At 29.9% G+C, this 23,796-nt stretch carries 18 protein-coding genes, 1 pseudogene and 1 other annotated feature; of the genes and pseudogenes, 10 read left to right on the top strand and 9 right to left on the bottom strand.

Annotation, left to right across the window (positions count from 1 at the left end; genetic code table 11):
- The 5 genes and pseudogenes from AB2369_RS02270 to AB2369_RS02250 all read right to left on the bottom strand — a co-directional run.
- Positions 1–1,188 (bottom strand): annotated as a pseudogene (locus tag AB2369_RS02270) (hypothetical protein); the annotation flags it as partial.
- Positions 1,188–2,882 carry an Hsp70 family protein gene (locus tag AB2369_RS02265; RefSeq protein WP_367664851.1) on the bottom strand — a complete coding sequence of 565 codons (1,695 nt, stop codon included), beginning with the start codon at positions 2,880–2,882 and terminating at the stop codon, positions 1,188–1,190. The gene AB2369_RS02265 and the pseudogene AB2369_RS02270, both read right to left, overlap by 1 nt.
- 552 nt (positions 2,883–3,434) lie before the next feature.
- Positions 3,435–6,635, bottom strand: a complete 3,201-nt coding sequence (gene carB / locus AB2369_RS02260) for a carbamoyl-phosphate synthase large subunit (protein WP_367664850.1) — start codon at positions 6,633–6,635, stop codon at positions 3,435–3,437.
- 19 nt (positions 6,636–6,654) lie between these two features.
- Positions 6,655–7,701, bottom strand: coding sequence for a carbamoyl phosphate synthase small subunit (locus AB2369_RS02255; protein WP_367664849.1), 1,047 nt, complete (start codon positions 7,699–7,701; stop codon positions 6,655–6,657).
- 15 nt (positions 7,702–7,716) lie between these two features.
- Positions 7,717–7,872, bottom strand: coding sequence for a hypothetical protein (locus AB2369_RS02250; RefSeq protein ID WP_367664848.1), 156 nt, complete (start codon positions 7,870–7,872; stop codon positions 7,717–7,719).
- A 358-nt stretch (positions 7,873–8,230) separates the two neighbouring features.
- Here AB2369_RS02250 and AB2369_RS02245 point away from each other — a divergent pair, with 358 nt between their 5' ends.
- On the top strand, positions 8,231–9,622 hold the full coding sequence (locus AB2369_RS02245) for an alanine/glycine:cation symporter family protein (protein WP_367664847.1): 1,392 nt from the start codon (positions 8,231–8,233) through the stop codon (positions 9,620–9,622).
- Between the two features lie 190 nt (positions 9,623–9,812).
- Here AB2369_RS02245 and AB2369_RS02240 read toward each other — a convergent pair whose 3' ends face one another.
- Positions 9,813–9,989 (bottom strand): hypothetical protein, encoded by a 177-nt coding sequence (locus AB2369_RS02240; protein WP_367664846.1) that lies wholly within the window; start codon positions 9,987–9,989, stop codon positions 9,813–9,815.
- Between the two features lie 190 nt (positions 9,990–10,179).
- On the opposite strand from AB2369_RS02240, the gene AB2369_RS02235 reads away from it, so the two are divergent.
- Positions 10,180–10,365, top strand: a complete 186-nt coding sequence (locus AB2369_RS02235; RefSeq protein WP_367664845.1) for a hypothetical protein — start codon at positions 10,180–10,182, stop codon at positions 10,363–10,365.
- 73 nt (positions 10,366–10,438) lie between these two features.
- Here the strand turns inward: AB2369_RS02235 and AB2369_RS02230 are convergent, their stop codons facing one another.
- A complete protein-coding gene (locus AB2369_RS02230) occupies positions 10,439–11,305 on the bottom strand; it encodes an SDR family oxidoreductase (protein ID WP_367664844.1) in 867 nt (288 codons plus the stop codon).
- A gap of 191 nt (positions 11,306–11,496) precedes the next feature.
- On the opposite strand from AB2369_RS02230, the gene AB2369_RS02225 reads away from it, so the two are divergent.
- From AB2369_RS02225 to AB2369_RS02195, 7 genes are all read left to right on the top strand, one after another.
- Complete coding sequence (locus tag AB2369_RS02225) at positions 11,497–11,649, top strand: hypothetical protein (protein ID WP_367664843.1); 153 nt, start codon at positions 11,497–11,499, stop codon at positions 11,647–11,649.
- Between the two features lie 48 nt (positions 11,650–11,697).
- The gene (locus tag AB2369_RS02220; RefSeq protein WP_367664842.1) at positions 11,698–12,192 is read left to right on the top strand and encodes a transglycosylase SLT domain-containing protein; all 495 of its coding nucleotides are present in this window, start codon (positions 11,698–11,700) and stop codon (positions 12,190–12,192) included.
- A 296-nt stretch (positions 12,193–12,488) separates the two neighbouring features.
- Positions 12,489–13,160 carry a response regulator transcription factor gene (locus AB2369_RS02215; RefSeq protein ID WP_367664841.1) on the top strand — a complete coding sequence of 224 codons (672 nt, stop codon included), beginning with the start codon at positions 12,489–12,491 and terminating at the stop codon, positions 13,158–13,160.
- A 158-nt stretch (positions 13,161–13,318) separates the two neighbouring features.
- Complete coding sequence (locus tag AB2369_RS02210) at positions 13,319–14,194, top strand: HAMP domain-containing histidine kinase (RefSeq protein ID WP_367664840.1); 876 nt, start codon at positions 13,319–13,321, stop codon at positions 14,192–14,194.
- 202 nt (positions 14,195–14,396) lie between these two features.
- The gene (locus AB2369_RS02205; protein WP_367664839.1) at positions 14,397–15,158 is read left to right on the top strand and encodes an ABC transporter ATP-binding protein; all 762 of its coding nucleotides are present in this window, start codon (positions 14,397–14,399) and stop codon (positions 15,156–15,158) included.
- A gap of 21 nt (positions 15,159–15,179) precedes the next feature.
- On the top strand, positions 15,180–17,183 hold the full coding sequence (locus tag AB2369_RS02200) for an ABC transporter permease (RefSeq protein ID WP_367664838.1): 2,004 nt from the start codon (positions 15,180–15,182) through the stop codon (positions 17,181–17,183).
- 113 nt (positions 17,184–17,296) lie between these two features.
- The gene (locus AB2369_RS02195) at positions 17,297–19,246 is read left to right on the top strand and encodes an FtsX-like permease family protein (protein ID WP_367664837.1); all 1,950 of its coding nucleotides are present in this window, start codon (positions 17,297–17,299) and stop codon (positions 19,244–19,246) included.
- A gap of 213 nt (positions 19,247–19,459) precedes the next feature.
- On the opposite strand, the gene AB2369_RS02190 is transcribed toward AB2369_RS02195, so the two are convergent.
- On the bottom strand, positions 19,460–20,935 hold the full coding sequence (locus AB2369_RS02190; protein WP_367664836.1) for an NADP-dependent glyceraldehyde-3-phosphate dehydrogenase: 1,476 nt from the start codon (positions 20,933–20,935) through the stop codon (positions 19,460–19,462).
- A 264-nt stretch (positions 20,936–21,199) separates the two neighbouring features.
- Positions 21,200–21,438 (top strand) — a binding site (T-box leader).
- Between the two features lie 79 nt (positions 21,439–21,517).
- On the opposite strand from AB2369_RS02190, the gene AB2369_RS02185 reads away from it, so the two are divergent.
- Positions 21,518–22,792: a dicarboxylate/amino acid:cation symporter gene (locus AB2369_RS02185; protein ID WP_367664835.1), complete on the top strand. Its 1,275-nt coding sequence runs from the start codon at positions 21,518–21,520 to the stop codon at positions 22,790–22,792.
- A gap of 336 nt (positions 22,793–23,128) precedes the next feature.
- Here AB2369_RS02185 and AB2369_RS02180 read toward each other — a convergent pair.
- A partial coding sequence (locus AB2369_RS02180) for a hypothetical protein (RefSeq protein ID WP_367664834.1) occupies positions 23,129–23,796 on the bottom strand: 668 nt, incomplete at its 5' end.

Below are 23,796 nucleotides of genomic sequence, written 5' to 3'. Positions count from 1 at the left end.
CCCTAAAACATATTCCTTTGATAGTAAATATGTATCCCCATTTTCAGCAATATCAATATCACTTGCTATTATATCCATTCTTAATGCTTGCGTAATACTTAATCTAAATAATCTTGCAGTTGGATTATACTTATCTAACTCAATTACCCTGTTAATCTCCATTGAGGCTTTCATATACTTCTTTTTACCAAAGAACTTAGGCTTAAACATAAAATATTTGTATCCTTTTAAAAATATAAATGTTTCTAAAAGTATTAAATCTGCATTATTCTTAAGTATTTTTTTACAGTTTCTAATCTTCATTCTTGCAAATACATATCTACCATTAATTATATTTATATATGCATCATATATATTTTCTAAAAATCTTTCTCTTTCTTTATCATCAAGCTTTTCTAGAGATGAAAAAGAAAAAGCTGGTGGCTTAAATACCTGTCTTAAATATTTTTTATCAATAGATTTATTAAAGAAATCACTTTCCTCTAGACAAGAAGCATCTACGGAAAAATATCTTAATATAAGGCTTATTACATAGTGAGGAATAAATTTATGCCTTTCTACTATGAAATTTAATAGAAACTTCTGATATTCATTAAAATCAGTAACATTCCAAGTAAGATTAGAGTTCAATAAGGATTCCCACCTTAATATATCAATTCTTAAGTTAAAATCATTATATATTCGATTTACTTCCTCAGTAAAATATGTAAAAGATAACTCAGAGGATTCTTCATTATACTTCGAAAATTTAAAGTCATCTTCAGCCTCTAATGAACCACTATTATCCTCATATTCCTCTTCCTTTTTTCTATTATAATCTTTAGTGTCTTCATTACCTATATTGTGTTCATCGTTTAATATATTATAATTATCCTCATATTCTTCATAGGAATCATTATGATTTTCATCAATTTCTTTATTTAAATTATTATAAGACTCATCATATTCTTCATATATTTTCTCTTCATGTTCTTCATCTACTTTAAAGTATTCGTCTTCTCTATAAATATCTTCTTTATAAGAACTATTATTGGCATAGCTTAATGCAGCATCAAATGCTTCTTTTAAAGCTTGAAATGCCTCTAAATCATCGTCTGGATGAGTGACCTTAAGCTTTTTTGCATAAGCTCTTTTTATAGCTCTAATATCATTGGTAGGCTCTATGCCTAAAATCCCCCATATACTCATTAAAAATTTAATCTCCCTTCAAAATCATTTAATATCTTATTAAGGTTAAAGGCAGCTTTTTTTATCTTATGTTCGATTTGTGTATTAAGAACCCCCTCAAATTCCATGATAAGAGTCTCTATATACTTACGTTTATCTCCAAGTGATTCCTCATACAATCTTTCTGCTCTAGCTAATATAAGCCTATATTCCGATCTATCCCTTGGATGCATTTTTATATCCTTTAGTAAGCTTAGCTTCTCTTCTATCTCCTCTTCACTCATAGAACCAGGACTATTTTCAATAACTAACCTTTTCTCTTCTCCAGTAGATTTTATTGTTACAATTACCTCAAGAATTGCATTCTTATCATAGGTATAACGTACATCTAACTCTTGTCCCTTAGGTCCCGGAGGCATTTTAATGCTTAACTCACCAAGTTTTAAATTTCCTGATACCTTTCTACTCTCTCCCTGATATACATCTACTCTAACCTCTTCTTGATTCTCTATAACAGTATATAATGTCTCTACTCTGCTAACTGGAATTGTGGTATTCCTCTCTATGATAGGCATAAAATATCCGTTTTCCATTATACCCCCAATAGTCTGAACCACCTCTGTTCCAAGAGTGTAAGGGCACACATCTGTGAGTATAATTTCACTTAAATTCTCATGTCTCTCTTTCAATGCAGAATTAATGGCAGTTCCTATGCCAACCGCTTCATCAGGGTTTATATTGGTAAAAGGTATCTTCCCTAAAAATTTACTTATAAAACTTCTAATTATAGGCATCTTTGTTGATCCACCAATTAATACTACAGAATCAATATTTTTAGGTGAAATATTCACATCACTTAATGCCCTTCCTATAGGAACCCTCATTCTAGATATAATATCTTCACATATTTTTGAAAACTTATTTTTATCCAATGTATATGAGAACTCTTCCTTATTAATTTTTATATTAAAGCTAGCTATATTCTCCTTAGAAAGGTCTTTTTTACAGCTCTCGGCCTTCTTATAAAGTGCTAAATACTCTTTCTCACTCATGCTTACTTCATCTAGATTATTACATCTTATAAAATCTGAAATTATAGTTTTTGTGAAATCTTCCCCTCCTAAAAAGTTATCCCCTGATATAGCCAAAACTTGCATTACTCCATCAAACAACTCTAATATTGATACATCAAAGGTTCCTCCACCTAGGTCAATAACCATAAATGTAGACTCATTTTCAGCTTCATGAAGTCCGTAAGCAATAGCTGCAGCGGTTGGTTCACTTATAAGATTTTCAACCTTCATCCCTGCTAAAGTAGCAGCATCTAAGGTCGCTTGTCTTTGTTTATTATTAAAATATGCTGGTACACTTATTATGACTTCCTCACAAGGTTCTCCAAGGTAACTTTCAGCATCATCCTTAAGAGATTTTAAGATAAATGATGATAATTCCACAGGTGAAAAATCATATCTTCCTAAACTATATACTTTTTCAGTGCCCATAAATCTTTTAAATACAGATGCAGTTAGATTGGGGTGAGTCATCAATCTCTCTTTAGCAATTTCCCCAATCAATATATTTCCATTATCATCTATTCCAACCACAGATGGAGTAAGATTTTTACCAAACACATTGGGAATTACTTTAGATTCATTACCATCCCAATATGCAACTAAACTATTTGATGTTCCTAAATCTATTCCTATTTTAGCCATAAATATAAAACCTCCTAAAAATATACATTGAATTATATCATATTATTAACTAAATTCACATAATGTTTAATAAATTATTTCTATTTTATTTGATATTTTTTGAATATCATTTTCAAAATAAATTGTAATCAATTTAATAGCTCCAAACCCCTTTTAATTTGGTACATTTGAAACAATTCCAAAAGATTTAATAACTATATAAAGACTTATATTTTAGCATAATCTGGAATAATATATTAAATTTTAATTAATATATTATTAATATATTATGTATTTATAACCTACAATCCCATTTAAATCTTATAAATACACTCTTAAAACAACCTTATATATGTTTATATAAGTCCTATATATAAGCTTTATGAATAATATATTAACACTCATATAAAGTTAAACTTTATAAATACATAATAAAATAAGGATAGAGCCTCATTGCTTCTATCCTTATTTTTGTATTCTTGCTATAACAACATATTAATTTATATAATATTGAGATTTTATTTACAGATTTATATACTCCTTAAATTTTTGTAATCTCTATGTCCCTAAGCTCTACAAAGGTATTACATCCAAAGCATCTACATTTAAATTTAGAGATTCTATAATTATCATTGCATTTAATGTGTCTATAGATGTAACCACTGGTATTGAATGTTCTATTGCGGATCTTCTTATGTTAAATCCATCTCTAGTAGAGTCATTTCCCTTAGTTGGAGTATTTATTACAAGATCTATCCCACCCTGTTCTATTAAATCAAGAATGTTTGGACTTCCATCATTTATTTTCTTAACTTCCTCCCCTTCTATTCCATTACTTCTTAGCATTTCACAAGTTCCCTTAGTAGCAAGGAAGGAATATCCAAGATCACTTAACTTCTTAGCCATTGGAAGGAATTCTTCTTTATCTTTATTATTCACCGTTGCAAGAATCCTATTTGTTTTCCTCTTTAGGTAGCTTCCTGATCCAAGGAATCCTTTGTATAAAGCCTCCTCTAAAGTATGTCCAACTCCTAGAACCTCTCCAGTAGATTTCATCTCCGGGCCAAGACTTACCTCTACTTTTGATAATTTATGAGTTGAAAATACAGGCACCTTAACTGATATGATCTCTGGTTCCTTGTATATATCTACTCCATACCCTAGATTTTTTATCTTATGACCAATCATTACCTTTGTTGCTATATCTACTATAGGGACTCCTGATACCTTACTTATATAAGGAACGGTTCTACTTGCTCTTGGGTTAACCTCTATTACATAAAGTTCACCCTTAAACTCTATAAATTGTATATTTATCATACCTTTAACCTTTAAAGCTAAAGCTAACTTTCTTGAACATTCTAAAACAGCTTCTTTTATATCATCCGATATATTCTGGCTTGGATATATTGTTATGCTATCCCCTGAGTGTATTCCAGCTCTATCTAAGTGCTCCATTATTCCTGGTATTAATATATCCTCTCCATCGCATATAGCATCTACTTCTATCTCTTTTCCTAGAAGATATCTATCTATGAGTACTGGATTCTTACTATCTCTTAAAAAGGCACTTTCAAGGTATGATCTAAGTTCATCTTCATCATAGGTTATCTCCATTCCCTGTCCCCCAAGTACATAGGATGGTCTTACAAGAACAGGATATCCTAAAGCCTTAGCTTCAATCATTCCTCCCTCTACACTCCATACCGCCTTACCCTTTGGTCTTTTTATATTTAATTTTTCAAGTATATCATCGAACTTTTCTCTATCCTCAGCTTCATCTATATGCTTTGGCAAGGTTCCGAGAACAGGTATATTTTTCTTCTCTAAGAATTTGGCAAGCTTTATAGCAGTTTGTCCACCGAACTGAAGTATGACTCCCATAGGCTTTTCTTTTTCTATTATATTTAATGTATCTTCTTCTGTTAATGGCTCAAAATATAATTTATCTGATATATCAAAGTCCGTACTTACTGTCTCTGGGTTGTTATTTATTATTATAGTCTCTATGTCCATCTTCTCTAAAGCTTTTATACAGTGAACAGAAGCATAGTCAAACTCTATTCCTTGTCCTATCCTTATTGGACCTGAACCTATAACTATAACCTTATCTTTATCACTTACCTTAGCTTCATCTTCCATGCCATAAGTTGAGTAGTAATATGGAGATACTGCATCAAATTCTCCCCCACAAGTGTCAACCATATTATAAGAAACTTTTATATTCCATATTTGTCTTAACTCATATATTACCTCTGGACTCACATCTAAGAAATCAGCTATTGCCTTATCTGAAAATCCCTTTTTCTTAAGGGCAAATAACCATTCTTTTGTTAACTTATCCACAGGTGTATTCTTTAATATCTCTTCTTCATCCACAATATATCTTATCTTTTCCACAAAGAACCTATCAATGCCTGTTATTTCACATACCTTTTCCACAGAATATCCTCTTCTAAGCATTTCAGAGAGGGCAAATATTCTTTCATCATCTGGAGTTATTACCCTGTTTTTTAACTCTCCTATGGTAAGATTTTTAACACTCTTAAGTTCTAAGGAATATTGTCCTATCTCCAAGGATCTTATTCCCTTTAAGAAAGCAGACTCAAAATTGCTTCCTATTGCCATTATTTCTCCTGTTGCCATCATCTTTGTACCTAGGACTCTATTTGCCTTTTTAAACTTATCAAAAGGCCACTTTGGTATCTTACATACCACATAATCAAGGGTTGGTTCAAAGCAAGCATAAGTCTTTCCTGTTACAGCATTCTTTATCTCATCTAACGCATATCCAAGGGCTATTTTAGCCGCCAGCTTTGCTATAGGATATCCAGTTGCCTTAGATGCCAAAGCAGAAGATCTACTAACTCTTGGATTTATTTCTATAACTCCATAGCTAAAACTTTCTGGATCTAAAGCAAATTGGACATTACATCCACCTTCTATACCTATGGAATTTATTATATTTATTGACGCTGTTCTTAGCATCTGATATTCCTTATCTGAAAGAGTTTGGCTTGGAGCTACAACTATACTATCACCTGTGTGAACCCCAACAGGATCAATGTTTTCCATGTTACATATAGTTATGCAGTTTCCATAACTATCTCTCATAACCTCATATTCTACTTCTTTCCATCCCTTAACACTCTTTTCTAGAAGCACCTGGCTAACAGGGCTTAGCTTAAGTCCTGAATCAAGGATTACTTTAAGCTCATCTTCATTATCAGCTATTCCTCCCCCTGTTCCTCCTAAGGTATAAGCAGGTCTTACTATAACAGGATATCCGATGACTTTAGCAAACTCTATACCTTGATTTAAATCTGTAACTATCTTAGACTCTATTATTGGTTCATTTATCTCTTCCATTACTGCTTTAAAAAGTTCTCTATCTTCACCTTTTTTTATGGATTCAATAGATGTACCTATAACTCTAACATTATATTTTTCAAGAATCCCCTTTTCATAAAGCTCTACAGCAAGGTTAAGGGCAGTTTGTCCCCCCATTCCTGCCAGTATACTATCTGGCTTTTCCTTTACTATTATCTTCTCAACAAACTCTATGGTTAAAGGTTCTATATAAACTTTATCTGCAACTTCTTTATCAGTCATTATTGTAGCTGGGTTGGAGTTTATTAATACAACTTCTATACCTTCTTCTCTTAAAGCTTCACATGCTTGAGTTCCTGAATAATCAAATTCGGCTGCTTGTCCTATTATTATAGGACCTGATCCTACAACTAAAACCTTTTTTATATCCTTTTTTAATGGCATAATATCTCCCTCCCGCTTTCTATATTAATTCTAAGAATTTATCAAATAGGTAATCATTATCTTTTGGTCCTGGGCATGCTTCTGGATGGAACTGAACACTAAATATATTTAGCTTCTTATTTCTCATACCTTCAACAGTACCATCATTTACATTAACATGGGTTACCTCTGTGTCCTTTGGTATTTCTGTTACCACATATCCATGATTTTGAGAAGTTATAAATATTTTATTCTCCTCTAAGTCCTTAACTGGATGGTTTGCACCTCTATGACCAAATTTTAATCTATCCGTTTTTCCTCCTAAGGTTAATGCTAAAATTTGATGTCCAAGGCATATTCCAGCTATAGGCTTTTTCCCTATTATATTCTTAACATTTTCTATTACATTTCCTAAGTCCTCCGGATTTCCAGGTCCATTTGATAAGAATACTAAGTCTGGATTTACACTTAAAACCTCTTCATAGCCTGTACTCGCTGGAAAAACTGTAACCTTACAATCTCTATTTTTAAAATTTCTTATTATATTTTTCTTTATTCCAAAGTCCATAACTGCAACATGACGTCCTTTTCCATCTAATTCATATTTCTCTTTAGTAGTCACATTCTTAACTGCTTCTTTATTAGAAAAACCCTTTATTATTGAAGCTGCAGTTTCCTTACTTAACTCTCTATTAGTTACTATCCCTCTCATGGTTCCATGATTTCTAAGAACCTTTGTAAGATATCTTGTATCTATTCCTTCAAGTCCTATTATCTTATTTTGCTTTAAATAAGAATCTAAGGTCATTTCACATCTCCAATTACTAGGAATATCACATAATTCTCTTACTATGAACCCTTTAACCTTTGGGGTACTAGATTCTAAGTCTTCAAGGTTTATGCCGTAGTTTCCTACTAAAGGATAGGTCATGGTAACTATTTGTCCATAATAAGAAGGATCTGTTAAAACCTCTTGATATCCTGTCATCCCTGTATTAAATACTACCTCTCCTACAGTTTCTTCTGTATAACCAAAGGTCTTACCTTCAAATACCATTCCATTTTCTAATATTAATCTTCCTATCATTGATATACCCCTTTCTTAAACTGAAAAGGGTAGTAGAGGAATTCTCTTTGAGACAATTCCTCTACTACCCTTATAGTAATCTATTTTAGTAATAACAAATGAACCTAGTTCTTTAACTAAATTCACTAAAAAATTATTCAATTTTATTATATGACAAAAAAACTTACGCATATCCTATACCCCTTTCTGGTCTCACGGGACCAATTTAAAGTACGTATTGTTTCCAAAACTTAAATTTAATTATTACATATGATTTTAATTAATATTATCTTTCCTGTCAAGATAGAAATTTTAATTGTATGTTATAGATGAATATTCATGTTTTTATTTTGGAAAAATTAAATAATTTGATGTTTATTTATTCATTTTTTCATGTTGTAAATGTTTATATAACATAGTTAAAGTTTTGATGTATACATAATGGCAGCGATTCTTTTATTAGTCAAAATATTGCGTTAATTGACACATTACGACTTTTAATATACAATTTTTATTAAATAATAAATTTATTTAGTGGAGGTTATTTAAATTGTTAAATTCTTTGTATATATTTAATGATTTTTTATGGACTAAAATACTCATAGCAATGCTTATTTGCCTTGGATTATTTTTCTCATTGAAAACGAAATTTATTCAAATTAGATATTTAAAACACATGTTTAAACTCCTTGGTGAAGGCGCATTAAAATCAAAGGATAATGAGGAGACCCACGGTATATCCTCCTTCCAAGCCTTTTGTATAAGCACAGCATCAAGGGTTGGTACCGGAAACCTAGCTGGTGTTGCTATAGCAATATCTGTTGGTGGTCCTGGTGCTGTATTTTGGATGTGGCTTATAGCTCTTATAGGTGGTGCTTCTAGTTTTATAGAAAGTACTCTTGCTCAAATATATAAAGTAAAGGATGGAAAAGAATTTAGAGGTGGTCCTGCTTACTATATGGAAAAAGGACTTAACAATAGATTCATGGGAATAATTTTTTCTATTATTATTACTATATGCTTTGGTCTTGCTTTTAACTCTGTTCAAGCTAATACTATAACCCTAGCTTTTAATGAAGCCTTTGGGGTAAATAAAGTTTTAGTTGGAGTAATATTATCCGCACTTACTTTCTTTATTATATTTGGTGGAGTAAAAAGAATTGCTAAGGCTTCTGAAATCTTAGTTCCTATAATGGCAATACTTTATCTTTTAATAGTTATATTTGTATTAATAAAAAATATAACTATCCTTCCAGATATTATATTACTTATAATAGAAGATGCATTTGGACTTAAGCAAGGAATAGGTGGTCTTCTAGGTACTGCTGTTCTTCAAGGAGTAAAAAGAGGCTTATTCTCCAATGAGGCTGGTATGGGAAGTGCTCCAAATGCAGCAGCCGCTGCCCATGTAACCCATCCTGTGAAACAAGGATTAATCCAAACCCTTGGAGTGTTTACTGATACATTACTTATATGTACAGCTACAGCCTTATTAATACTTTCTTCTGATGCTTATTTAACTACAGATCTAGTAGGTATCCAATTAACTCAAGCTTCTTTAAGCTCTCAGATTGGTTCCTTCGGGGATATATTTATAGCTATATGTATTTTATTATTTGCTTTTAGCTCTATAGTTGGAAACTACTACTATGGAGAAACTAATATAGAGTTTATGAACGGAAAAAAATCTTGGCTTACAGCATATAGGCTCTTTGTTGTTGCTATGGTATTTGCAGGTTCCTTACTAGATCTTAGTTTAGTTTGGGCTTTTGCGGATATATTTATGGGCTTCATGGCCATAATAAACCTAATTGCTATTGCTAAATTATGTCCTATAGCCTTAGATGCTCTTAGAGATTACTCTTCTCAGAAAAAGAAAGGTCTAGATCCTGTGTTTACAAAGCACAGTATACCTAATATAGAAGATGTAGAATGTTGGTAATAAAAAAGTGGTTAAGGAAATTTCCTTAACCACTTTTTTATTCTCTTACTTAAAGTTGACTTGATCTGCTAATCAGATTTTAAAACATGACCAATACTAGTTTAAAATTAATAGCTGAATCATATATTTCTTATAATAAAACTCTATTTTAATATAGAAATTTATTAATTTCAGTATTCATAAATACTATTTAATCTAGGCTTTCAATCTTTTTTCCTTTACACCTTTTACATACATTTATCTTGTCCCCATTTCCTAATATAAGTTCATATAAAATCTTAATTCTTGTAGTTTTGCACACAGGACATGTTCCTCTTCCCCTAGCTGGTAAATTCCAAAGTAATTTTCCTCTGTACTGTTTTCCCATTTTCTCTCCCCCTTTTATTAATAACATTCATTCCTCTATATAATATATTTTTGTACCGTTAGTTTTATTCCTAAAATATGTTTTAAGGCACTGATTATACGCATTACAAAAATTATTAAATTTACACATATGCACCTAATATATGGTAAAATGTTTTATATTATTTTATTATGTAAGGTGGTTTGTACATATGAACAAATTTATTAAGACTATTTTATCATCTCTTTTTTGTACAATATGTGTTCTAATAGGAATTTGTATTCTATTATCAAGTTCTAATGGAAATGAAATATTTGTTACTATATTTTCATTTGGAGTTGGATTAATTTTCACTCTATTTTTTTGTACATTTTTAATTCTAGAAAAACTAAAGTAATTCTCAAAATAATAAAAGACAAGCATCAAATATGTTGCTTGTCTTTTAAGGTATTATAAAAAATTATATGAAGTTATCCATTAACTATTTCTCCTCCATTTACATGAATGGTTTGCCCTGTTATATAGGAGGCTTCCTTTGATGCTAAAAATACATAAGTTCCAGCTACTTCTACTGGCTGACCTGCTCTTTGAAGAGGAGTTTCACTTCCAAACTTAGTTACTTTATCTTGTGTAAAACTTGAAGGTATAAGTGGTGTCCATATAGGTCCTGGTGCTACTGCATTAACTCTTATTCCTCTTTTAGCTAAGTTCATTGATAAAGATCTTGTAAATGTAGTTATGGCTCCCTTAGTGGCAGAATAATCTATTAAGGTTTCATGTCCCTTATAGGCTGTTATAGATGAAGTGTTTATTATAGAACATCCTTCTCTTAAATGTGGAAGTGCTGCTTTAGTTAAATAAAACATACTGAATATATTAGTATTAAAAGTTTTATGTAACTGCTCAGTAGTTATTTCTTCTAAACTATTACTCTCATACTGCACTCCTGCATTATTTACAAGTATATCTAGCTTTCCATAAATATTTACTGTATCATTAACTACCTTATTACAAAAGTTTTCATCCCCTACATCTCCTTTTAATAGGGTACAACTTCCCCCAAGTTCTTCTATGAGTCTTTTAGTTTCATTCGCATCCTCATCTTCATTAAAGTAGACAACAAATACCTTAGCCCCTTCTTTTACATAAGCTAATGCTACAGCCCTTCCAATTCCACTATCTCCTCCTGTAATTATAGCTACCTTATCTTTTAATCTACTTCCTCCTTCTATGTATCCACCTTTTTGAAATATAGGAGGAGGATTCATTCCCTTTTCCATACCTGGATGTAGATTTTGATGCTGTGGTGGGAAAGCTTTTGGAAAATCATTACTCAATATTATCACCTCTAATTTAATACTTTTAATCAAACTTAGTATTAAATTAACTCTTAAAGTTTATTCATTAGCTAAGCCTCAATAACTTTTAGCTAATTATATTTATCATTAATATTCCATTAGAATCTACATGTAATGTTACAATTTTGTTAGGTTAACTATTCTTTTGTAAGCTTTAACTATGGTTTATCATGATTAATAGCTTTAAAATAAATATAGATGTACTGCTTCAATCTACTATGATTTACAACATATCAAGTTTAGATATGGTACATCTATATCTCACTGATAATATAAAACGAGATATGAAAGATGATCTTAAGAAAATACCAATGTTTTTGTAATTAAACTTTAAAATTTAATTTAACTCAATAATTAATGGAGGTTTATATATGAAAAAAATATTTACATCGCTATTCATCATATTATTAGTAGTTGGAGTGACCTTTGCTATTGGTAGCAGACTATTATATCCCTTAAAACATGAAAATCATATAGTAAAATATTCAGATAAATATAAAGTTGATCCATATATATTAGCTTCATTAATTCATAAAGAATCCAACTATAGAAGCGATGGATATGATTCTTCAAAACTTAATGGTATTATTAAGATTTCAGATGAAACAGCTTTAAAATTATCTAAAGAGTTGAATCTAAAGGAATTTAAACCTAAGGATATAACAAAACCTGAAATTGGTATAGAAATGATGGCATATCTTTTATCTAAGAGCGAGAAGAATTCAAATCTTCAAGAATATCTAAAGCCTTTTATACTTAGAAATAAAGATAAATCTAATGATGAAATAAAAGAATACTCTAATGATGTATTAAAATCTAAAAGTTGGTATAAAGTTTTCCATTATAACTTGAAAAATTATATATAATCAGGGGAAGAAGTTTAACTTCTCCCCTTTATTTATGTTCACATAATTATTAACTAAGTGTAAAACCCTTAAGTAAAAGGTATAATAAACTATACTAGGGTTGAATATTATAAATTTATTCCTTAATATTAATTTATAGATCAAATATTCCTTTAGGTGATATTCTTTCCATCATCTTAAGGTTATGTGAGTTAATCTAGGGTATAGTGACTGTTATCCCTCACCTTTTAAGAGGATTGGAGGTATTACAGCTCCTAGCCATGAGATGAATATTTTATTTAGAGAGAGGTGCCTTCATGTTTAAAATTCTAATAGTAGAAGATGATCCAAAAATAAGAGAAATAATTCTTGAGAATATAACAAAATGGGGTTATGAAGGAAAATATGTAGAAGACTTTAGTGAAACCTTAAATGTTTTTATAGAATATAATCCTCATTTGGTTTTACTTGATATAAACCTACCATACTTTGATGGATTTTATTGGTGTAATAAAATAAGAGAAATATCCAAGGTTCCTATAATATTCTTATCATCCAGAAACACAAATATGGATATTATAATGGCAATGAATATGGGCGGGGATGACTTTATACAAAAACCCTTCTCCCTTGATGTTTTAATGGCTAAAATACAAGCTATTGTAAGAAGAACTTACTCCTATGCTAATGTAGAATCCGATGTAATAGAACATAATGGAGCTATTCTTAATTTAAAGGATTCTAACCTTATATTTAACGATAATAAAGTGGAGTTAACTAAAAATGAATTTAAAATACTTTACATACTTATGAAGAATAATGGTAAAGTTATTAGCCGTGATAAAATCATGAGAAGTCTTTGGGAAGACGAGAGCTTTGTTGATGACAATACTTTAACTGTAAATATTAATAGACTTAGAAAAAAACTTTCGGATGTTGGTCTTGACGACTTCATAGTTACTAAGAAAGGTCAGGGTTACATAATATAATGAATTTAATATCTTTTCTTAAGGATAAAAAACCTTATATGATATTTTTTATATTTATAATTTCTTTTATCTCCTTGGTAGTATATTTAGATGGAACAATACAAGTATCTTTTTCTAATATTCTATATATAAATTTAGTGTCTTATAGTCTACTCTTAATGATTTTAATCTTTGACTATATATTAAGACTTAGATACTTTAAAAACTTAAATGATGTTCTAGAGACCCATGAAGAAAATATATATGAGGCAATGCCAAAGGCATTGACAAATGAACAACAACTATTTTCTAATATATTAAGAAAGATAGAAAAGTCAAATCAATTAAAATTTGAGAATCTATACCTTGATAAAATTGAAAATATGGAGTTTGTGACCTCTTGGGTTCATGAGATTAAAACTCCTATAGCAGTATCTAGATTAATAATACAAAACAGTGAGGGAAAAGAGTTAGATGAGGTTTTAGATAGTATAGAAGAAGAGTTAAATAAAATAGATAATTATGTAGAGCAATCTTTATATTATTCAAAAATAGATGATTTTTCAAAGGATTATCTTTTATATGATACAGAAATTCCCAAGGTACTAAACGAAATTATAAAAAGAAATGTTAAATCATTTATAAGTAAAAGAATAGGAATGGATATGCATGATACCGAATTTTCTGTACTTACAGATAAAAAATGGCTTCTATTTATTATAAACCAAGTTATACAGAACTCTTTAAAATACACTAAAAATGGTGGAAAAATAGAAATATACTGTGAAAAAGATGATATGGAGCTAAGATTAATAATAAAAGATAATGGGGTAGGTATTAAGGAAGAGGATTTATCAAGGGTGTTCAATAAAGGATTCACAGGATATAATGGTAGATTATTTAATAAATCTACAGGTATGGGGCTATACCTTGCTAAAAAGATGTGTAATAAGCTAGGACACGATATATCCATAGATTCTGTATTTAATGAATATACAAAAGTAACTCTTCACTTCCCTACCTTAAGTGATCATTTAACCATAGCGAAATCCTAGATATTAAACTGTTTTAGTAGTTTTAAACTATTAAAACAGTTTTTTTACTCTTTAAACATTACAAAAATGTAAGTTTCCTTTAAGCTTTTGTTATATAGATAAATGGTTACCCATTGTTAGATACTATAGAATATATATTGTAGATTACGAAATATATTACGGATTTAAAAGTAAATAAGTTTACATACAGGAGGATATTAACATGAATAATGTATTAGTTGCTAAAAACTTAAAAAAAGTATATGCATCAAAAGGGGTTAATTACACTGCCCTTCAGGATATAAATCTTGAAATAAAAGAAGGGGAATTTATAGGTATAATGGGACCTTCAGGTGCTGGTAAAACCACTTTACTTAACATCATATCAACTATAGACACTCCAAGTTCTGGAAGCGTTATAATCGCTGGAGATGATATAACAAAAATGAACGAGGATAAACTCTCTTCCTTTAGGAGAAATAAACTAGGATTTGTATTCCAAGATTACAACCTACTAAATACTTTAACAATAAAGGAAAACATAGTATTACCTTTAGCTCTATCTAAAGTTCATCATAAGGAAATAGAAAAAAGGGTTAATGACTTATCAAAAAAATTCGGAATAGATGAAACTTTAAATAAATATCCCTATGAGGTTTCTGGGGGACAAAAACAAAGAGCTGCTATAGCAAGAGCTGTTATAACAAAACCTTCATTATTACTAGCAGACGAACCAACTGGAGCATTAGATTCTAAGTCATCTGCTGAAATTCTTCAAACTTTAAGTGACTTAAACGAAAAAGATAGCGCAACAATAATGATGGTTACTCATGATGCTTTTGCCGCTAGTTATTGCAAAAGAATATTATTTATAAAAGACGGTACTTTATATACAGAACTTGTACGTGGTGGGTCAAGAAAAGAATTCTTCCAAAAGATACTTGATGTTCTATCTACACTAGGAAATACAGTTGCAGACATGTAATAAAGAAAGGAGGGATTTACATTGTCCTTATTTGAATTAGCCTTTAAAAATATTAAGAGAAACTTTCAAAACTACTTTTTATACTTTGCATCAATAACTTTTAGTATACTTATATACTTTACATTTACATCCCTACAATATAATGATCAAATTGCAAAAACTTTAGGAGCAAAAGCTTCTATTTCAGGGGCATTTAAAGCTTCTGCTGTAGTTATACTTGTATTTGCTGGAGTATTTATATGGTATTCTAATTCATTCTTTACTAAAAAAAGAACTAAAGAAATCGGACTATATTCAATGCTTGGTCTTAGAAAAAAGCAAATAGGTAGAATGTTATTCTATGAAACAGTAGTAATGGCTATTATGGCATTAATTGTTGGCATAGCTTTAGGTTCCTTATTATCTAAAGGGTTTATAGCCTTACTATTTAAACTAATGGATATTCAAGCTATAAAAACCATATCTTTTACTATATCAATGAGTGCTGTTACCCAAACCCTAGGGGTATTTGCTATTATATTCTTAATAATATCAATACATTCCTACAGCCTAATATATAGATTTAAACTTATAGAACTATTTAGAGCTGAAGATCGTGGAGAAGCTCAGCCAAAAGTCTCTGCTATAATTTCCTTACTTGGAGTTATAATGATAGGGGCAGGTTACTGGTTTGCATCTCATTTAGTTGATAACTTCCCAGTTTATTCATTGCTTACTATTATATTAACTATAGCTGGTACCTATGTTCTTTTCTCATTCTTTGTTGTATTTATGATAAAGCAATCAAAGAAGAATAAGAGAAGATATTATAATGGAATAAATATGATCGGTACTTCCCAGCTCCTTTACAGAATAAAAGGAAATGCTAGGACACTGGCTACCATTGCTATACTATCTGCAACAACTCTAACAGCTGTTGGTACAACCTTTAGTTTTTACTATTTTGCTGAAAAAGAAGCTAAGGCAAGTGCTCCTTATTCCTACGGATTTGTATCTGAAAGAAAAACTATTAATTCTAGTGAAAATTCGACAGGCGAGGAAAATAAAGCTCTTGCTGTTAAAGATTTAAATAAGGATAACTTAGCTAAAGATTTTGAAGCTCTTACTAATAAGTATCCTAAGAATAAAATTGATAGTAAAGCTCAGGTTGAAGTTTTAACTGAATCCCTTACGTTTCCTAATGCTAACCTAAATGGTCCTGATAGTATAAAAACGCCAATGGATTTTATAAGTGAGAGCACGGCTAAAGAACTTATAAAAAAATCTAACTCAGATGTGGACTTAAATATAAATGAAAATGAAGCTTTTATCTTTGAAAGATTTGTCGGTTCAAAATTTGCTAAATCCTTTAAAGGAAAAACTTTCACTCTAAATAATGATACTTTAACAATATCTGGTGAATCAAAAGCTGCAATACTACCAAGTAATTTACTTACCTTTGGCGAGGTTGTAGTTATTAGTGATAGTACATTTGATAACCTTAAAAACTCTGCCCAGGAATACTCAAAGCTACACTTGTATAATGTTAAAAATGAAAAGACTGCAAAAGAATTAACTGAGGACTTTAACAACCTCATTAAGAATACTTATAAAGATGTAGAGGATACCTTCTTATTAGGAAGTGCTTTCTATACGAATTATAGAGGTGCCGTTGAATCTAGTGGTTTAATAGTGTTTATAGGTAGTTTCCTTGGTCTTGTAATCTTAATTTGTACAGGAAGTATAATATTCTTTAAACAACTTTCAGAATCTAATGCAGATAAATTCAATTATGATATATTAAAGAAGATTGGAGTAAGTAATAAAGAGTTAAAGAAATCTATATCAAAACAAATAGGTGTAGTATTCTTACTACCTTTAGTTATAGGTATCACTCATTCAACCTTTGCATTAAAGGTTCTTGAGACCTTACTTAACATGAGTCTTTTAAAACCTATATTAATCACTTATGTAATTTACTCAATAATATACTTAGTTTACTACTTTGTAACAGTTAGATCTTACTACAAAGCTGTTACCCAATAATAAAAAGTCCTAGCAATTCAGCTAGGACTTTTTTAAAACTTTCTATTATAATGTACTAAATTCTTCATTTTTATCTTATAATAATTGTTATATTCAATAAAAATACTTAAGGAATGATAACTATGTTTTTAATATCTATAGCTCTTAAAAATGTTAAAAATAATTTATATGAAAATACCTTATATTTCGTATCTCTAATATTTGGGGTAATATCTTACTATACTTTTTCTTCACTTAGTTACTTTAATTCTGAGGCTATATTAGTCGATTATACTGACACAATTAATCTATCCTTCAGAACTGCATCGGTATTTATAAGATTCTTTCTAATAATATTTATATGGTATTGCAATTTATTCTTTATAAATAAAAGAAAAAAAGAACTAGGTATATATTCCGTCCTAGGATTAAAAAAGAGGCAAATATCATTGCTATTATTTTTTGAAATCTTATTTATGGGGTTATTCTCTATATCTGTAGGTATAGTTCTTGGTAGGTTATTTTTTAGATTATTTTTAATGATGGTATTAGCTCTATGTGGTATATCCCTAAGTTTAAATCCTCTAATCATAGTTCCTGAGGCTATTAAATCTACTATTAATGTATTTTTTAGTATATTTCTTATAATATCTATAATTAGTTACCTAAAGATAAAGAGATCTTCTATAATAAGCCTCATAAATAGCTATAGTCTTAAGAAAAGGGATTCTAAGATTTCTATTATTTTATCATTGTTTTTCATGCTGTTACTCATCTTAGGATACTATATATTCTTTAAAGCACTCTTTAGTACTTCTAAGTTAATAACTCTTGGAGGAGCTATTATACTTTTTAGTACCTATGGTTTATTTTCTAATATTTTATTATTGTTTATAAAAATATCATCTAAATTTAAGAGATTTTATTATAAAGACTTAAATATGATATCCTTATCTGATTTATTATTTAAGTTAAAGCAGAACTCAAAAACCTTTGCTTCTATATCTCTACTTATAGCCTCTCTTATTTTTATGGTGACTTTCGTTTTTATTCAATATAACTATGATGTTACTGATTTTAGAACTACCTCTCCCTTTGATTTTACCTATTTATCAGAAAGTGAGTCCTTGGATAAGGGTGTAGATGAGATTTTGTCTAAATACAAGGACCATGGTGTAACAAAGGATTTAAAGATACCTTTCTTTTCAACTAGAGGTATATATCCATCATTAGGTACATCTTTTTTCTTTATAAGTGATTATGAAGGTGTTATCCCTAATGTAAATGTAATACCTGAAGAAAGCTTTGAAAAGCTAAACTCTACATTAGGTATAAATGATTATTCAGACCTTAATTTAGCATTAGGTGAATCTATTATGGTTTACGGAAGAGAATTAAATGAGGACTATGTAAAACCTAGTATAGATGATGTTCAACTTATAAATCTTAGTGAAAAGTTTAAAGTAAAAAAGGCAATAAAAAATAAATTTCTAGATAAGTTCAGTTTATACTCATTTATAGTAATAAATAATGAAGATTTTAACAGATTATATCCTCATGAAAACTTAAGATATCTTAGATGTTTAAGTTATGAAAACTTTGAGACTTCAAATAAGTTAGGGAAAGAGCTTTATTACTACATAAACAAAAATTCTAGTGAAGCTCAAAGTGACTATATAACTGACTCCTATACCTACTATGCAGATAAAACTAAGTATACTGGGATTTATGTGTTTATAGTTGTATTTACAGTATTTGTACTTTTAATATGTTCTGGAAGTATTATATTCTTCAGTCAGCTAACTCAAGCGGAAGATGAAGTAGATAAATATAAACTTTTAAATAGCTTAGGAGTATCTAAAAAGGAGATTATATTATCTATAAAGAGACAAATACGGCTTCTATTTGTTCTTCCATTTGTAGTTGGGGTGGCCCATGCAACCTGTGCCATTCTTATATTAAAATATATATATGAAATAAACCTTAACTTCTTATATTATATTGTTATAATATTTGCCTTAATATATTATGTTTATTATGTTTACACCGTTAAAGCTTACTATAAAATAATAACTAGAAGATAGACTTATAATCATTTATAACATTGCTCTAGATATTTTACTCTTAAATTGAATATGGTATTTAGAACTCACCATATAAACTTTTAGGTTTATTTTTAGGTAAGATATACTTTTGAATAAAAATCTTCATGTAAAAATAAAGATAAATTCATATTAAATCTAAAATAATAAAAAAGATGTTAAGCAAATTGCTTAACATCTTTTATCTTTACCTTACTATTCTACATTATTTAAGTTTAAAACTATAGCCTTTGGTCTAGACATTGCCTCTATTGAGTATCTTATACCTTGTGTTCCCATACCTGACGCCTTAACTCCAAGGAATGGGAAGTGGTCTGGTCCTCTTTCTGGCTTGTTATTTACTTGAACTGTTCCTACTTCAAGCTTATTAGCTATGTAGAACGCTTTATCTATGTTCTTTGTAAATACACATCCTTGAAGTCCATAGTCTGATTTATTTGATATCTCTATAGCTTCTTCTATACTACTAATTCTTATTATAGGAAGTACTGGTCCAAATGGTTCATCCCATGCAAGTCTCATATCTAAAGTTACATTATCAACTAATGTTGGATATACAAGACTTCCTTCTCTATTACCTCCTACTAATACCTTAGCACCTTTTTCCTTTGCATCAGTTATAAGAGATTCTACAAATTCTGCTGACTTTTCACTTATTAGGTTAGATACTATAACCCCTTCTTCTCTAGGGTCTCCTACCTTTAGCTTTTCAACTTTAGCTTGAACCTTAGCTACCAATTCATCTGCTATCTTATCCATAACTAATATTCTCTTAACAGCAGTACATCTTTGACCTGAGTAGGAATACGCTCCTGATACTATGTTAGTTGCAGCTTCATCTAAATCTGCATCTTCTAATACTATAGCAGCATCTTTTCCACCAAGTTCAAGAAGAAGTGGCTTCATAGCTACTATTTTAGATAAGTGCTGTCCTACCTCTGTACTTCCTGTAAAGTTTATAAAATCTATCTTTTCATGAGTTGCTACGTAGTCTCCTATTTCGCTACCTCTACCTGTAACAGTATTTAGAACACCTTTAGGTAATCCTGCTTTATTAAATACCTCTGCTAAGTATAATGTTGCTATACTTCCTTGTGTTGGTGGCTTTAATACAACAGAGTTTCCTGCAGCTAAAGCTGGTGCTATCTTAGATGCTGAAAGGTTTATTGGGTAATTAAATGGTGCTATTGCAAGAACTACTCCAAGAGGTACTCTTGTAACAACGGATATCTTATTCTTCTTCATACCTGGGAAGCTATCTGCTGGTATAGTTTCTCCACCCATTTGTTTTGCAGCATCTGCTGTAAATCTTATGAAATCTGCTGTTCTTTGAACTTCTGATAATGCACTCTTTTTATCCTTAGCTACTTCAAGTACTAATATATCAGCAAGCTCTTCTACGTGCTCTTCTAATATGTCAGCAGCTCTATTTAATATATCTACTCTCTTATTTATAGGAGTCTCTGCCCAAAACTTTTGTGCTTCATCAGCATTATCTATAGCCTTATCTACCTCTTCTTGGCTCATAGCTTGAATACTTCCCATATAACTAGCATCTATAGGAGACTTTATTTCAATTGTCTTTCCTGTTGAACTTTCAATCCATTCTCCATCATAAAGGTTTTTAAACACCCTATCATTATGTAAAACCTTAAATTCTTCTTTATTCATAGTTTTCCTCCTTATATATATTCATCATTAGATTGTTCCAAAGATAATTTTTTATACGAAACTTACCATTAACATGTTTTTATTATACCCCTCTTAGGTATGCATATCAAGCTTTATTTTCACCTAATAATCATTATTATTTCTCCAATACTGTATTTGAAAATGTTTACTGTGTAAAATTCATTATTATTACTTAAAATTTCTTATTGATTTAAATTTATATTTGTATTATAATTTAATCAATTCCTAGTAATCAGATAAGAATTAAACACTATGATTAGGAAAAGTACAATATATACCTTATACAGAGAGAGACCCTTAAGCTGAGAGAGTCTTATAAGAAGTTATATTGGAAGTGCCCCTATGAGTGTTAAGCTGAAATTTCAGTAGGCTTTTACGGGTTCTCCCGTTATAGAGATAGAGTATATTTATTGTACTCAAAAAAGATAAGCCTTACTGAGGTTTAAAAAGAGTGGAACCGTGGATATTACTCCGCCTCTTAAATTTATTTAAGAGGTGGATTTTTTTTATTTATAATCTAATTATCAAAATAAATTTGTTATTTACAAAGGAGGATTTCAAATGGGACTAATTTTATCAATATTAGTTTTAGTTCTACTATTTGCACTTAAACAAAAAGAAGTGCTATTCGGTAGAAGAGTATTAATCGCCATGGCATTAGGTATTGCCTTTGGTATTTTCTTTCCATCAACAGCACCTAGCCTAGATGTTGTTGGCCAGGTATACACTAGATCAATAAAAATGATCGTTATGCCTTTAGTTATAAGTGTTATTATATCTAGTATGACTTCCGTCGAGGATAAAAATAAACTTAAATCTTTAGGTTTTAAAACTATCTTCTGGTTACTACTAACTACTCTTATAGCTGCAGTAATTTCATTAGTTGTTACTTTAATAATAGATCCAGGTAAAGGTATGACCTTTGTTATGGATGAATCTTTTAAAGCAAGGGAAATTCCTACTTTAAAACAAGTATTCTTGGATATGATACCATCAAACCCTATAGATGATATGGCAAAGAACAAAATGATTCCTGTTATAATATTCTCAGTACTTATAGCTTTAGGAATAAGTCATGAAAGTGAATTTGCATCTAATGTAGTAAAACCAGTTAAAGACTTTTTTAAAGGTTTTTCAAAGGTTATGTTTAGAGTAACTTCTATGGTTCTTGAATTAACACCTTATGGTGTATTTGCTCTTATGATGGGTGTATCCTCAAAATATGGATTAAGCTCTCTTATACCACTTGCAAAAGTAATTTTAGTTATATACCTAGCTTGTTTAATACAAATTGTATTTGTTCACGGGGGACTTCTTCTATTCGTTGGAAAAACAAATCCTATAGAGTTCTTTAAGAATATAAATAGAGCTTTAATAGTTGCATTTACTACAAGAAGTAGTTATGGTACTCTTCCAATAACTATAAGATCTCTTACTCATAATGTTAAAGTACCTGAAGCTACAGCAAACTTTGCAGCTCCATTAGGTGCTACAATGGGTATGAATGGTTGTGGTGGAATATACCCTGTTATGGTAGCTATATTTGTAGCTAATGTGTTCAATATACCTATGGGAGCATATGACTATTTACTACTTGTACTTGTAACTACAGTTGCATCTATAGGTACTGCAGGGGTTCCTGGTACAGCTTCTATAATGGCAACAGTTGTTTTAACAGCTTTAGGACTTCCTATAGAAGGACTTGCTATGCTTATGGGTATAGATGTACTTCTTGATATGATGAGAACATTAACTAATGTTAGTGGTGCTTCAGTTGTAACTTATCTTGTATCGAAGTCAACTGACAAAGAGGAGTTAGCATCCGCAGAGAATTAATAATAAGTAATTTAATAAAAAAATAGATGGATATTTAAAATTAAATATCCATCTATTTTTATTTAATTAATATTTATATATCATTATCATAGCATAACTTGTGGACAACTTTCTTAGTATTGCACTGCTTTGTGGATAATATGATATAACTCTAATTTACTATGAAATTTATCTCCCTTATATTCCTTAAGGTTTTTTAAGATCTTAAAACTCATTTTTATATAACATAAAAACACTATGAAGATTATTACACAGTAAAAATTTCATAGTGTTTTGTGCTTTTTAAAGTTTTTATTAATTAAAATGGATTATTAAATAAAGACTTCTTAACGAAACCTATCTATATACTATTTCACTTAACACCCATGCATGTTGAAACTCACTGGTTTTACCATTATACAGTACTTCTAGCCCGTCTATCCATTCACCTTTATACGATTTTTGAAGTGAATTTTCAATTAGTCTAGTGGAATTAATAGTGCCACCTGTAGACCCTTGGAAAGCTCGATACCATGAATCTCTTGAATCCTTATTTTTATCTATTAGGTTTAATACCATAATATTTTTACTGTCTACTTTTTTAAAGCTTATATCAATGGGAAGACTATTAAACCATTTTGCTATAGTTTTCTTTATTATTATCTCAGCTTTTTCTTCTATTGATTTATCACTAGGAAGATTAAAAGTATATGCTACCTTCTTATTGTAAGTATTTCCATCTACATCATATATGGTAAATACTTCTTCTTCACCTTTACTCTTACTTGATTCTTTTTTCTGATTATTAGTAACTTTATTATTATCCTCTTTGCTATTAATTTCTTCTTTGCTCTCTTCTTTAGTAGCTTCATTGCCTAAAGATTCTTCTTTACTATCATTTAAAACTACTTTTTCTTCCTTAGAGTTATCTTCTTTTTTATTATTACTACAGCCTACAAAAACCATAGAACATAGTATAAATACAATTAATAATTTACTTATACTCCTCATAAATTCATCACCTT

This window comes from Clostridium sp. (assembly GCF_040797585.1).
In the GTDB taxonomy this organism is placed as follows: domain Bacteria; phylum Bacillota; class Clostridia; order Clostridiales; family Clostridiaceae; genus Clostridium_Z.
This window is presented reverse-complemented; position numbering and strand designations above follow the sequence as displayed.

Excerpts from the sequence above, each read along its gene's own strand:
- AB2369_RS02255 (WP_367664849.1), bottom strand. The coding sequence starts at position 7,701 with ATGATAGGAAGATTAATATTAGAAAATGGAATGGTATTTGAAGGTAAG.
- AB2369_RS02210 (WP_367664840.1), top strand. The coding sequence starts at position 13,319 with ATGATTTTAATCTTTGACTATATATTAAGACTTAGATACTTTAAAAAC.
- AB2369_RS02185 (WP_367664835.1), top strand. The coding sequence starts at position 21,518 with ATGGGACTAATTTTATCAATATTAGTTTTAGTTCTACTATTTGCACTT.
- AB2369_RS02220 (WP_367664842.1), top strand. The coding sequence starts at position 11,698 with ATGAAAAAAATATTTACATCGCTATTCATCATATTATTAGTAGTTGGA.
- AB2369_RS02250 (WP_367664848.1), bottom strand. The coding sequence starts at position 7,872 with ATGCGTAAGTTTTTTTGTCATATAATAAAATTGAATAATTTTTTAGTG.
- AB2369_RS02225 (WP_367664843.1), top strand. The coding sequence starts at position 11,497 with ATGATTAATAGCTTTAAAATAAATATAGATGTACTGCTTCAATCTACT.
- AB2369_RS02265 (WP_367664851.1), bottom strand. The coding sequence starts at position 2,882 with ATGGCTAAAATAGGAATAGATTTAGGAACATCAAATAGTTTAGTTGCA.
- AB2369_RS02205 (WP_367664839.1), top strand. The coding sequence starts at position 14,397 with ATGAATAATGTATTAGTTGCTAAAAACTTAAAAAAAGTATATGCATCA.
- AB2369_RS02235 (WP_367664845.1), top strand. The coding sequence starts at position 10,180 with ATGAACAAATTTATTAAGACTATTTTATCATCTCTTTTTTGTACAATA.
- carB (WP_367664850.1), bottom strand. The coding sequence starts at position 6,635 with ATGCCATTAAAAAAGGATATAAAAAAGGTTTTAGTTGTAGGATCAGGT.
- AB2369_RS02190 (WP_367664836.1), bottom strand. The coding sequence starts at position 20,935 with ATGAATAAAGAAGAATTTAAGGTTTTACATAATGATAGGGTGTTTAAA.
- AB2369_RS02195 (WP_367664837.1), top strand. The coding sequence starts at position 17,297 with ATGATAACTATGTTTTTAATATCTATAGCTCTTAAAAATGTTAAAAAT.
- AB2369_RS02215 (WP_367664841.1), top strand. The coding sequence starts at position 12,489 with ATGTTTAAAATTCTAATAGTAGAAGATGATCCAAAAATAAGAGAAATA.
- AB2369_RS02240 (WP_367664846.1), bottom strand. The coding sequence starts at position 9,989 with ATGGGAAAACAGTACAGAGGAAAATTACTTTGGAATTTACCAGCTAGG.